Origin of the sequence: Acetobacterium sp. MES1 (genome assembly GCF_002237635.1) — a bacterium.
GTDB classification, from domain to species: domain Bacteria; phylum Bacillota; class Clostridia; order Eubacteriales; family Eubacteriaceae; genus Acetobacterium; species Acetobacterium wieringae.
In genome coordinates, this window is record NZ_MJUY01000013.1 from 394,170 (window position 1) to 407,106 (window position 12,937).

The 12,937-nt window shown below is 46.6% G+C and carries 9 protein-coding genes and 1 riboswitch; of the genes, 7 read left to right on the forward strand and 2 right to left on the reverse strand.

The window, feature by feature from the left end:
- Window positions 1-82 precede the first annotated feature (82 nt).
- The 3 genes from BI182_RS05805 to BI182_RS05815 all read left to right on the forward strand — a co-directional run bounded on the left by BI182_RS05805 (window position 83) and on the right by BI182_RS05815 (window position 5,567).
- Entirely contained in the window at window positions 83-1,183 is a 1,101-nt protein-coding gene (locus BI182_RS05805) for an HD domain-containing phosphohydrolase (RefSeq protein WP_286806150.1), read from the forward strand.
- A complete protein-coding gene (locus tag BI182_RS05810; protein WP_286806152.1) occupies window positions 1,180-4,107 on the forward strand; it encodes a response regulator in 2,928 nt (975 codons plus the stop codon). Before BI182_RS05805 ends, BI182_RS05810 begins: the two co-directional genes overlap by 4 nt.
- Before the next feature lie 128 nt (window positions 4,108-4,235).
- Entirely contained in the window at window positions 4,236-5,567 is a 1,332-nt protein-coding gene (locus tag BI182_RS05815) for an MFS transporter (protein WP_286806154.1), read from the forward strand.
- A 93-nt stretch (window positions 5,568-5,660) separates the two neighbouring features.
- On the opposite strand, the gene BI182_RS05820 is transcribed toward BI182_RS05815, so the two are convergent.
- Window positions 5,661-6,047, reverse strand: coding sequence for an FMN-binding protein (locus tag BI182_RS05820; protein ID WP_286806156.1), 387 nt, complete (start codon window positions 6,045-6,047; stop codon window positions 5,661-5,663).
- Between the two features lie 15 nt (window positions 6,048-6,062).
- Window positions 6,063-6,527 carry a MarR family winged helix-turn-helix transcriptional regulator gene (locus tag BI182_RS05825; RefSeq protein ID WP_420840480.1) on the reverse strand — a complete coding sequence of 155 codons (465 nt, stop codon included), beginning with the start codon at window positions 6,525-6,527 and terminating at the stop codon, window positions 6,063-6,065.
- A gap of 211 nt (window positions 6,528-6,738) precedes the next feature.
- Here BI182_RS05825 and BI182_RS05830 point away from each other — a divergent pair, with 211 nt between their 5' ends.
- The 4 genes from BI182_RS05830 (at window position 6,739) to BI182_RS05845 (ending at window position 12,832) form a co-directional block, all read left to right on the forward strand.
- Window positions 6,739-8,067, forward strand: a complete 1,329-nt coding sequence (locus tag BI182_RS05830; RefSeq protein WP_286806158.1) for an HAD hydrolase family protein — start codon at window positions 6,739-6,741, stop codon at window positions 8,065-8,067.
- A gap of 64 nt (window positions 8,068-8,131) precedes the next feature.
- Window positions 8,132-8,280: riboswitch (cobalamin riboswitch) on the forward strand.
- A 125-nt stretch (window positions 8,281-8,405) separates the two neighbouring features.
- The gene (locus BI182_RS05835) at window positions 8,406-10,766 is read left to right on the forward strand and encodes an anaerobic ribonucleoside triphosphate reductase (protein WP_286806160.1); all 2,361 of its coding nucleotides are present in this window, start codon (window positions 8,406-8,408) and stop codon (window positions 10,764-10,766) included.
- Window positions 10,763-11,269, forward strand: a complete 507-nt coding sequence (gene nrdG, locus BI182_RS05840) for an anaerobic ribonucleoside-triphosphate reductase activating protein (protein WP_286806162.1) — start codon at window positions 10,763-10,765, stop codon at window positions 11,267-11,269. The genes BI182_RS05835 and nrdG overlap by 4 nt, the downstream gene beginning before the upstream one ends.
- Before the next feature lie 210 nt (window positions 11,270-11,479).
- Window positions 11,480-12,832 (forward strand): sodium-dependent transporter, encoded by a 1,353-nt coding sequence (locus tag BI182_RS05845; protein ID WP_286806164.1) that lies wholly within the window; start codon window positions 11,480-11,482, stop codon window positions 12,830-12,832.
- Window positions 12,833-12,937: the final 105 nt, after the last annotated feature.

Here is a 12,937-nt window from a genome sequence, read left to right on the forward strand (position 1 = left end):
AGATAGCAAGACAAAGAAAAAAGGACGTAAAGGGACAAAGGATAGCTGGAATTGGGTAAATAATAAAAGCTTAGGGGGAACAATGAGCACAAAGATATTGATTGTGGATGATTCGACCACAGATCGGCTGATTATCAGTACCATGTTGGCGGATTATCAGACGTTGACAGCCTGTGATGGGTTGGAGGCCATGGAATTAATTGCCAAAAACCCGGACATTGATTTGGTCATTCTTGATTTAAACATGCCCAGAATGAACGGATTTGAAGTGCTGGAGGCACTACAGAAGGATCCGGAATATCGCAAACTCCGTACCATTATTCTGACTAATTATGATGAAATCGACAATGAGGTCAAAGGCCTGGAATTAGGAGCGGTGGATTATATCAGAAAACCGCTTAATCTTCAGTCGTTGCTGATTCGGATTAACATCCATATCAAATTAAAGCGGATCCAGAAAATGATCGAACAGGATAATGAACGGCTGGATGCCATGGTGTTAAAGAAAACCAGAGAAGTGGCCGCCACCCGGGACATCACCATCCAGGCGTTGGTCGGGCTGTTGGAAGTCCGTAATGTTGAATCGTCCAAACATACCATCCGCACCCAACTAATTATGAAAATTCTTTGTGATCATTTAAGGGCAAAACCCAAATACCAGGATATCCTCAGTGAAAACTACGTCAAGGAGTTGGTGACCACCACCCCGCTTCATGATATCGGCAAGGTTGGCATTCCCGATAATATTTTATTAAAACCGGGAAGACTCACCGAGGATGAATTTACAATCATGAAAAAACATGTGGATTACGGGGTCAATGCCCTGCAAAATGAAATTTACTGCGATGAGGATGTCCCCAGCTTTATCAAAACGGCCATGGAAATTGTCGGGGCCCATCATGAAAAATATGATGGCAGTGGATATCCCCGGGGATTAGCGGGAGCAGAGATACCGCTGCCGGGACGTCTGATGGCGATTATCGACGTCTATGATGCGCTGACTAGCAAACGGGTTTATAAGCCAGCTTATGATTATGATTATAGCATCAATCTGATCCGAAGCGAAAGCGGGAAACATTTTGATCCGGAGATTGTGACGGGGTTTCTGGAAATCCAGGAAAAAGTAATAGAGATTTCCCGTAAATTCATTCAGGACACCGATGATTCTGAGGTCTGGTCATGAAGTGGTTGGCCAGGGTAATGGTGATACTGATCATTATTCTGGGCTGGCCCTCTTTTTGTTATGCCCGAGATGACACCATTAGCTGGACCCCTGAAGAACTGGCGTTTATGGAAGAGCACCCGGTAATCCGGCTGGGGATCGACCCCAAGTTTGTGCCCTTTGAGTTTTTTGATAAAGATGGCACCTATCAGGGTATTACCTCGGACTATCTGGAAATAATCAGTGAAAAAACCGGTTTGGAGATGGTGGTTACCCCCGGGTTGACCTGGACTGAAGCTTATGAAAAAGCCCTTCATGGCGAGGTCGATATGCTCCCGGCGGTTTCAAAAACACCGGCCCGGGAACAATATTTTTTATTTTCAGAACCCTACTATTATTTTAAGCGGGTCATTGTGGTGCGGGATTCCACCCAGGGAATCAGCAGCCTTGAAGATCTGTTCGGTCAAACCGTGGCGGTTCAAAAAAACAGTTCCCATCACAGCTATCTGGCAGACTATCCGCAGCTTAACCTGAGTTTGTACGACTCGGTCGAAGCCGCCTTAACGGCCGTTGCCGATGGTAGTGAAACGGCTTTTGTGGGAAATCTGGCGACCACCAATTATCTGATCAATTCAACGGGTCTGACTAATCTGAAGTATGTCGCCTTCGAAGCCGAAAAACAGCAGGGCCTATATTTTGCGGTACGCAACGATTGGCCGGTTTTGATTGGCATCATTGATAAAACCCTGGCGACCATCACCCCGGAAGAGCGGATTGCGATTAACAGCAAGTGGGTTGGGGCCGATGTGGAACCGGATTATGGTCCGGTTTATCAGGTGGTCATGATGGTCAGTGGGGTCATTATTCTGATCTGGCTGGTGTCGATTTATTGGATTTTACGGCTCCGTCGGGAGATTGACACGCGCAAGAAAATTCAGAGTGATCTGGAAATTGCCCGGCAGGAAGCCGAGGCCGCCAACACGATTAAATCCAGTTTTCTGGCCCGAATGTCCCATGAAATCCGGACGCCCCTAAATGCGATTACCGGGATGGCCTATCTGGTTAAAAAAACCCAGGTAACACTGACCCAGAAGATGTATCTGGATCGGATCACTCAGTCGGCGAATACGATGCTGAGTATTATTAACGATATTCTTGATTTTTCTAAGATTGAAGCCGGAAAAATCGAACTGGAGCGGGTTTCTTTTAATCTGGATCAGGTGATTCAGGATGTGATTAACATCGTATCCTATAAAATCGAAGAACAGCGGATCGGTTTTAAACTGACCAAGGATCCCAAAATTCCCAACTGTTATTTCGGTGATGCCAAACGGATTGAGCAGATTTTATTAAACCTGATTAATAATGCCACCAAATTTACCAACACCGGAGAAGTCTCCCTTGATATCCGTCTGGTGGCCAGGGAATCCAATTACTATCATCTGGCCTTTACCGTCCGGGATACCGGCATCGGGATGACCGACGAGCAGATAAAAAATCTGTTCGAACCCTTTGCTCAGGGCGATGCCAGCATTAACCGCCGTTTTGGGGGGACCGGGCTGGGGCTTTCGATTGTTAAAAGTCTGGTGGATATGATGAAGGGCGAGATTGAAGTTTACAGCACTGCCGGTGAAGGATCAACCTTTATTGTCGAATTGTCTCTGGAAAAAGATCAGCAGAGCGAACAGGAATATCAGCAGCAGGTTTCCTCACTTTATTTCAATGATATCAAGACCCTGGTACTGGAAAAAACCGGGTCAAATATGAATATTATTGACAGCTATCTCGGGGCTTTTGGGATGCATTGTGAGCTGACCACCTCGTCGGTCAGTGCCATCAACATGCTGGAACTGGAAAATGGCAAGTTTACGGAGCCCTTTGATCTGCTGATTCTGGATTACGATACGCCAAGTGGTGGGGGCTTTAAATTTGTTGAAATGATCCAGGAAAACAAGAAAATCCTGAAAAATCCCAAGGTTATTATGCTATTGCCGATGATGCGGGAAGACTTGTTTGACCAACTCGATACCCAGGGGGTTGACATTGGCATCGGCAAACCGATCATCCCCTCAGTTTTATACAATGGGATTTTGGAGATTTTTAGAACCAAAGCAATTGTCGCCAATCAGGAGTTTAAGCAGGAAACGATCAATAAAGATATCCTGGATAATAACTATGGTATCCTGGTGGTGGAAGACAACAAAACCAATCAGCTGATTGCCAAATCACTGTTGAAACCAGTCGGTTTCCGGGTTTGGCTGGGTAATGACGGACAGGAAGGGGTAGAGCTCTTTAAGGCGCACCGCAGTGATATTGATTTAATCCTGATGGATTTGCACATGCCGGTACTTAATGGTTATGAAGCGTCGGAGCAAATCAGAACGCTCTCGGCGGATATTCCAATTGTCGCCATGACCGCTGATGTGATTGAGGGGGTAAAGGAAAAGTGCGAATCATGCGGGATTCATCACTACATCAGCAAGCCCTTTGATCCCGAGCAATTTGTCGAAACCATCAGCAAAATTATCAGCGTCGAAACAGCTACTTCAAAAGAGTCCAAGCACCCGGACAGTGATCAGAACAAGGAAAGGGCAGATGGGGTTGCGGTTCTTGATCGGGCAGAGGGGCTCCGTTATATGGGGAACAATCAGGCGCTCTATCAGGAGGTACTGGCAGCCTATTTCACTGAAAATCAGGAAGTGGTTGAAAAACTGGCGCTCGCTATCAAAAACCGGCGCTATCAGGAAGCCGCCCAAATGGTTCATAAGGTTAAAAGCAGTTCTGGCAGTATCGGCGCCAGGAAACTTTTTGAAGTGGCCAAGGCCTTGCAAAAAGCTCTGGAAAGCTGTGATGAAAGGGAAATAGCCAGTCTTCATCCGGCATTTTCGCAGGCCATGAAACAATTGCTGACGACGATAAAAAGCGATGAAGAACAATCCGGTTAAAGCACGAATCGTAGGAACGATAAGGGTTATGGATAAACAAATTCTTCCAATTCATACCGGGATTTTGTAGCAAAAACCAATAGTTGTGCTATAATAATCACAACGTAAGTATGATGAGGAGGGTAACAATGTTACATATTGCTTCGCGGATTGATCAGCTGCCGATGACATCAATGTTGAAAAAGGTTCTTTTGTTAACCGGGATCGGCTGGATGTTTGATGCGATGGATCAGGGGATGGTTTCCGGTGTGATGGCAGCCATCGGTAAAGAATGGGCGTTAGATCCCAGTCAGCTCGGGTTGCTGGGCAGCATCGGAATGCTGGGGATGGCCTTGGGTGCCGGTTTGTCCGGGATGGCCGCTGATAAGTGGGGCCGCCGAACGGTGATTATGTGGACCCTGATTATTTATGGGGTCTCCAGTGCGCTGTCCGGTTTTGCCGTCAATTTTACGATGCTATTGGTACTGCGGTTTTGTACCGGTTTTGGACTGGGTGGGGAGTTGCCAGCGGCATCAACCCTGGTCAGTGAGTTTTCGCCGACCCGGATGCGGGGCAGAAATGTAATTATTCTGGAGAGCTTCTGGGCCTGGGGATGGCTGATTGCCGCCTTTGTGGCTTACTTGTTTATTCCCGTCTATGGCTGGCGGATGGCCTTTTTAGTGGGTGGTATTCCAGCCCTGTTTGCAGCTTTCTTTCGGATGGCCGTGCCGGAATCGCCCCGGTATCTGGAATCAGTGGGAAAAACCGCTGAAGCCGAAGCATTGCTGGTAACCATGGAAAAACAGGCCAATATTACCAGTCAGGTTGAGTCTACTGAAGTTGATAAACTTAGTCATATCAAGGCATCATTTTTAGATTTATGGTCCAAGCCCTATATAAAATCTACCATTGTATTATGGGTGATCTGGTTTGGGATCAATTTTGGTTACTATGGTTTTGTTTTGTGGACGCCGTCACTATTGGTGGCAAAAGGCTTCACCCTGACAAAAAGTTTTGAATTTACGCTGATCATGTGTCTGGCCCAGTTGCCGGGATATTTCAGTGCGGCGTATCTGATTGAGAAAGTTGGCCGAAAAAAAGTGCTGGCCATTTATTTTGCCGGAACGGCACTGGCGGCCTGGCTATTTGGCCATGCTGGCAGTGTGGAACAGATTCTGATCTATGGTTCAATGCTTTATTTTTTCAGTCTGGGTGCCTGGGGCTGTGTTTATGCCTATACGCCAGAAGTTTATCCGACCTTTTTCAGAGCGACCGGTTCTGGCTGGGCCGCCGCATTTGGACGGATTGGCGCTTTTTCGGCTCCCTTTATTGTGCCGGTGATCTATAATTACTATGGCACCGAAATCGGCTATACCAATGTATTTATTACTCTGACCCTCGTATTTGCAGTGGTGGCCATTGTGGTAGCGGTGTTTGGTAAGGAAACGATGGGGATCACCCTGGAAGAGATAAATCAGTAGGATACAGAAACGAAACAGCCTGTTGTCGATTAAAAGACAACAGGCTGTTTCGTTTCTTTAGAACGTTTATAAAATCAGACAACTTTAACGGCATCACTGGGATAAGGCATTTTCAATCGACTTGAGATAGGCTTTGCTGGACACCGTGGCACCGCTGATGGTGTCGACGGTGGTATTTTGTTTTTCGATCACCGCATGAATAAGGGCGTCAGTCACCTCGGGCTTTTCCATGGTGACGGTTTTGACCACCGCAATGTTTGAAATCTGGTGATCAGCCACGCTGACGGCGACTTCATTGCTCCAGCGCCCGGCCGTATAAACACCGGTATAGGTGCCGTCTTCAATTCCTTTTAGATCGACGGGGTTAATCGCCAGATTTTCCCCAGCTTCCAGGCCGTTGGTGATGTAAAAAACGCCACCGGCGCCGACCAGTACCAATACCCCCAGAATACTGAGAAGAATAATTATTGCTTTTTTCATCTGCTTTTCCTCCTGTTATTTTGATTCCTGGTCCATTTTTTCCAGGTTGGCCAGCAATTTTTCAATAACCGACCGGGTCATTGCCAGTTCTTCGTCAGATATACCATCAAATAATTTTTCGGTAAAGATTTCTGATTTCTGCTGACTTTCTGTGCCAAACGAATCAACCGCATCGGTTAGCTTAATCCGGGTGATCCGGGCGTCATGGGGATCTTTTTCCATCACAACAAAGCCTTTTTGTTCCAGTTTAAGCGCCACCTGTTTGACATTCTGATGGGAACTGCCCATGCTTTTTGCTACTTCCTTAAGGGTTGGGTCGTGATCAAAAATATTCTGCACCACAATGGTCAGCAGCCATTGCTTGGTTGTCAAGTTGTATTCTTTCAGTTCCCGTTCCAACAGGGTGTCCATCTGGTTGGCGACGACTTGGACACCGCCAAAGATGAATTTTTGATCGGGCATTGAATCCATATTGTCCAAAATATAACCTCCACTTATCAATTAAGGTAATACATTACCTTAATTGATAATACATTACCTTTTTTTATCTGTCAATACTTTTTAGAAAAATTAATCTGTTTCTGAAAAAAGTTAAGGGGTATCTGTATTTGAAAGGGTTTGCAGAAATTTAAGCGGCAGAAAATTTCAAATGTGTGTTATTATAGACAGGCATCAGAAAGAGGAGAAGGTTATGCCAAAAGTAGGAATGCGAATTTTTAAAACATTTATAGCGGTTTATCTCTGCTTCTTAATCTATTTATTAAGAGGCGAGCAAGGCTCCCCCTTCTATTCGGCGATTGCGGCGATTTTATGCATGCAGCCCTATGTTTCCAATAGCTTTAAGGTAGCCATGAATCGAACCCTGGGCACCTTTATCGGTGGGGCGATGGGGTTGGGGTTGCTTATTTTTGAGCGGAGCTTCATCCCGGTGGATATGCCGATGCTGCAATATCTGGTGGTATCCTTGTGCGTTATCCCACTCATTTATTTTACGGTGGCCATCAAAAAACCAACGGCATCTTATATTACCTGTGTGGTTTTTTTAAGCATTACAGTGACCCATGGGGCCGATGTGAATCCGCTGATTTTTACCATTGACCGGATCGTGGACACCCTTATCGGAATCTTTGTGTCATTGGGAGTCAACGCGTTTCACTTGCCCCGGCGCAGAAACAGAAAAACGCTCTTTGTCACCAATCTGGATGGATCGTTGTTGAATTCCCAGGTCGAAATCAGCAGTTACTCCAGAATAAAACTAAACACCATGATCCGCCAGGGCGCTTTGATTACCATTGCCACGACCAGAAGTGCCGAAACCCTGCTGCCCCTGCTGGAAGGCGTCGAAATAAAGGTTCCCGTTATCATGATGAATGGGGCGGTTTGGTATGATCTGGAAAAACGAAGTTATTTAAGCTGCAAAAAAATGAATCCGGAAGTGGCCAGGCAACTGATTGCTGTTTTTGAAAAACGGGAGCTGAATTGTTTTACCCACACCATCATCAATGATGTCCTCCATGTTTATTACACCAGGCTTATTAATCCGGTGGAAGAAAAAATCTATCATTCCAAAAAGCGACTCCCGGAACAGAGCTATGTGTGCGGCGAGGTGCCAAATGATCAAAGCGTCTTATCGATTATGGCAGTGGATCAGAAGGTGACGATCGTCCAGGTTAAAGCGGCCATCATGAAGCTGGAAATTGCCTCAGCGGTTAATGTTGAGTGCTATCCGGATGATCAACATCCGGGCTATTACTTTCTCGAAATAACCAGCCGGGAAGCCTCGGTGAAAAATGCCATCATGGATATGAAAGCCCGATATGCGACCGATACAGTGATTGCGTTTGGCAATGACATCAGGAATGCAGCGATGCTGGAAGCCGCCGATTTTGCTTATGTGGTTGAAAATGCATCCATTGAACTAAAAGAAATGGGCTGGCCGCAGATCGGAGCGAATGACGATGATGCAGTGGTCAAGACCATCAGTCGCCATTTTTACGCGAAACCGGGGAGCTTTAAATAATGATAACCGTTTGCAGATAACAACCGGTTTGACACCACATCTTGTATGTGATAAAATTAAAACAACCAAATATGAAGATAATGGTGCTGTGCCAACCGGTGCAGCATGGGGGAAGCCGGTGCAAATCCGGCACGGTCCCGCCGCTGTAAGGGGGAGATTTTTTTAAAAAGATCAAGCCTAAGTCAGATTACCCGCCGTTATTCGTCACACCAGACTCTACGCGTGATAGAGGGTGTTTGAGCCAAGCAATCTGAGGCCTCTTGACCCACGCCGTCGAGAGGTTTTTCAATGCCCGAAACAACAAAAAGACTCGCAGGAAAGTAGGAAAACAAACCAGGATGATTACGAAGATCAAAAAAAGAGATGGACGAGAAGCGCCTTTTAATATTGAAAAAATTGCCAATGCCATTTTTAAGGCCGCCAGTGAAATCGGCGGCCAGAATTATCAGACCGCCATGGAGCTATCTGAAAAAGTGGCCATCTATATCGAACAGGAAATGAACACCAAAACCCCGACGGTGGAAGAAATTCAGGATGCGGTGGAAAAAATTCTGATCGAAACCGGACATGCTAAAACCGCCAAGAAATATATTCTCTACCGGGCCGAGCGAACCCGAATCCGGGAAATGGATACCCGCTTGATGAAAATATATGAGGATCTGACCTTTAAAGAAGCCAAGGACAACGATGTTAAACGGGAAAATGCCAACATTGACGGCGACACCGCCATGGGGACGATGCTGAAGTATGGATCAGAGGGCGCTAAACAGTTTTATGAAATGTTTGTCCTCAATCCCGAGCATTCAACCGCTCATAAAGCCGGTGAAATCCACATTCACGATATGGATTTTTTAACCCTGACCACTACCTGCTGTCAGATTGATTTAGAACGCTTATTTAAAGATGGGTTTTCGACTGGTCACGGCCATCTCCGGGAACCCAACGATATTCAGAGTTATTCGGCGCTGGCCTGCATTGCCATTCAGTCCAACCAGAATGATCAGCATGGCGGACAGAGTATTCCCAACTTTGACTATGCCATGGTGCCGGGGGTGAAAAAAACTTTTATCCGGCTCTATCGGGAGAATTTGGCCAAGGCCCTGACCTTATTGACCGATACCAAAAATGCTTTAGCCAAGGTAAAGGCCATCAGTGAAGATATCGAAAAGAAACTGGGGTTAAAGCCCGAGCTAAATCAACCGAAGAATTATCTGGAAGCCGAAGCCCGGAGTTTGGCGTTATGGATAGCGGATGCCAACAGCATCAGCCGGGCTCAGAATTTTGCCATGGAAAATGCCGAACGGGAAATTGACCGCAGTGTTTATCAATCCATGGAGGCCTTTGTTCACAATCTCAACACCATGCACAGTCGGGCTGGGGCTCAGATTCCGTTTAGTTCCATCAACTACGGGATGGATACCTCAATTGAGGGGCGTCTGGTCATAAAAAACCTGCTGTTAGCGACGGAGGCCGGGTTGGGGAATGGCGAAACCCCGATTTTCCCAATCCATATTTTCAAGGTGAAAGAAGGGGTTAATTATAATCCCTGGGATCCCAATTATGATTTGTTTAAATTGGCTTGTCGGGTTAGTGCCAAGCGCCTGTTTCCGAATTTTTCCTTTCTGGATGCACCCTATAACCTGAAATATTATCAGGCTGGCCAGCCGGAAACAGAAATTGCCTATATGGGCTGTCGTACCCGGGTGATCGGTAATGTCCATGATCCCAGTCGGGAAATCACCTATGGCCGGGGAAACCTAAGTTTTACCACCATCAATCTGCCCCGGATTGCCCTAAACAGCAAGGGGAATCCGGACGTGTTTTTTACTGAGTTGGATCAGAAAATTGATCTGGTGATTGAGCAGTTGCTGGAACGGTTTGAAATTCAGGCCCACAAAAAAGTTAAAAACTTTCCTTTCCTAATGGGCCAGGGCGTTTGGATTGATTCTGCAGATCTGACCGACGAGATGGAAATCCGGGAAGTACTGAAACACGGCACCCTGAGTATGGGCTTTATCGGCCTGGCGGAATGCCTGACGGTTTTAACCGGCAAACACCATGGCGAAGCGGCAGACGTACAGGAGCTGGGGCTTGCAATTATTGGCCACATGCGCAAGCGGATGGATGAAACCAGTCAGGTCTATGGCATGAACTTTACCCTGCTGGGCACCCCGGCCGAAGGGACTGCTGGCCGCTTTGTCAAGCTGGACAAACAGGTCTTTGGTGAAATCCCCGGGGTAACGGATCGGGAGTATTATACCAATTCGTTTCATATTCCGGTTTACTACCCCACCAGTGCCTATGAAAAAATTACCCTGGAAGCGCCCTATCATGAGTTGACCAACGCCGGACACATCACCTATGTGGAAATGGACGGTGATCCGCTTGATAATCTGGAAGCCTTTGAGAAGGTGGTTCGGGCGATGAAGGAAGCTGGCATCGGCTATGGTTCGATCAATCATCCGGTAGATCGCGACCCGGTTTGCGGCTATACCGGCATCATCGGCGATGTGTGCCCGAATTGTGGACGAAGCGAAGGCGATGTTCCCTTTGAGCGGATTCGTCGGATTACCGGTTATCTGGTGGGCACCCTGGATCGTTTTAATGATGCCAAAAAAGCGGAAGTAAGGGATCGAATCAATCATTTCAATGCGACCAGTCAAATGGCTGGTGGGGAACGGTTGGAGCAATTGCAGTGACCTCCCAAATACGAATCGCCGGGGTCGTCAAGGAATCGATCGTCGATGGCCCGGGTATCCGCTTGGTGGTTTTTGCCCAGGGCTGCCCCCATCATTGCGAGGGCTGCCACAACCCGGCCACCCATGATTTTAACGGCGGTCAACTGGTGGCGATAGACGCCATCATTGACGAAATGAAAAAGAATCCGCTACTGGATGGCATCACCCTAAGCGGTGGCGAACCCTTTTTGCAGCCCGAGGGCTTTAGCGAGCTGGCCAAATGCGCCCAGGCAGCCGGTTTTCATGTGATGACCTATACGGGCTACACCTTTGAAACGCTGTTGGAAAAAAAGGATCAGCGGTGGCAGCGACTGCTCAGGTATACTGATCTGCTCGTGGATGGAAGATTTGAAGCGGAACAAAAAAGTTTGCTGCTAAAATTCCGGGGCTCACATAATCAGCGGATTATTGATGTAAAAAAATCACAGCAGAAAAACCAGCTGGTACTTAGCGAGATCAGCTAAAAATCAATCAAAAGCAATCGTTTTTTTAACGGTTGCTTTTTGATTTAAATGATTAGTGACCTAAATAGATGATTTAATTAAAAAAAAAGTACTGGCAAAAAATATCAAAACGGTTAAAATAGTAAAGGTGCGAATTTGTTCGAGATACACGGACAAAATAGCGTAAAAAAGCAAAAATAAATTTGCGATCGAAACGGTTGGAGGAATTGTGTGGATAAACGAAGTGAGTTTTCAAGTAAAATAGGTTTTGTGCTGGCAGCTGCCGGATCGGCAGTGGGGCTGGGGAATATCTGGCGGTTTCCCTATTTGGCGGCCAAATATGGGGGTGGTCTGTTTCTGGTCATCTACCTGATTTTTGTCTTGACCCTGGGTTTTACAATTATGACGGCTGAGTTGGCAATTGGCCGTAAAGCCCAGCTGAGTCCCATGGGTGCGTATCGGGCCCTGGATAAACGGTTTAGTTTTGTGGGAGTGATTGCCTCTCTGGTGGCATTTCTGATTTTGCCTTATTACAGTGTAATCGGGGGCTGGGTAATCAAATATTTTTTAGTTTTTGTCTCCGGTGGCGGAGTGGCTACCACCGGCGCCGATTATTTTTCAAGCTATATCGCCAAACCGATTGAACCGATTATCTGGCAGGCTATTTTTGTTCTGGCCACCACCTTTGTGGTGATCCGCGGGGTTAAGGATGGCATCGAGAAAGCCAGTAAGATCTTAATGCCAATATTGATTGTCTTATCGGTTTTTTTATCAATTTATTCAATCATGCAGCCTGGGGCGATGGCCGGGGTCTGGTATTTTCTGTATCCGGACTTGGCTAATTTCAGTTTTCAGGCAGTCTTGGCCGCCATGGGCCAAATGTTTTACTCGTTGTCGCTGGCCATGGGGATTATGGTCACCTATGGTTCCTATCTCAGCAAAAAAGATGACCTGGAAACATCGGTTAAGCAAATTGAGCTGTTTGATGCCGGGATTGCCATTCTGGCGGGCTTTATGATTATACCGGCGGTCTTTGCTTTCTCCGGTGGTGATCCGACAGCGCTTAATAAGGGCCCCGGTTTAATGTTTGTCACCCTGCCCAAGGTATTTGAAACGATGGGCTTTGGCAATGTGATGGGCGGCGTTTTCTTTCTGCTGGTATTGTTTGCGGCGCTGACCTCTTCGATTTCGCTAATGGAAGCCGTGGTGGCAACAGTCTGTGATCAGTTTAAGTGGGAACGCAAAAAAGGGGTACTGATTGTTACGGTGCTGGCAATTTTGATTGGGATACCCTCTTCTTTGGGACAGGGCGTCTGGAGCGAGGTGCTCATTTTTGGCTTTAACTTTCTGGACTTTTTCGATTTCATTACCAACTCAGTATTGATGCCGGTGGGGGCCTTCTTTACCTGTATCCTGGTGGGTCATGTGCTGGAAACTAAGATCATCACCGACGAGGTCAAGCTGTCCTCACCCTTTAAACGGGAAAAGCTGTTTATCATTATGGTTAAATACATCGCCCCGCTTTGTATTGTTGCAATTCTGATCAGCTCAATTTTAGAGGCCATGGGCGTGATTAAATACTAACAACCAGCACAGCCACAACAACGGTTTTAGGCGATGCGGCAACCGTTACGAATTAAGCTTTCTTAATGATTTACTATTTCTAAAAAAACAGATATAATGGTTAAA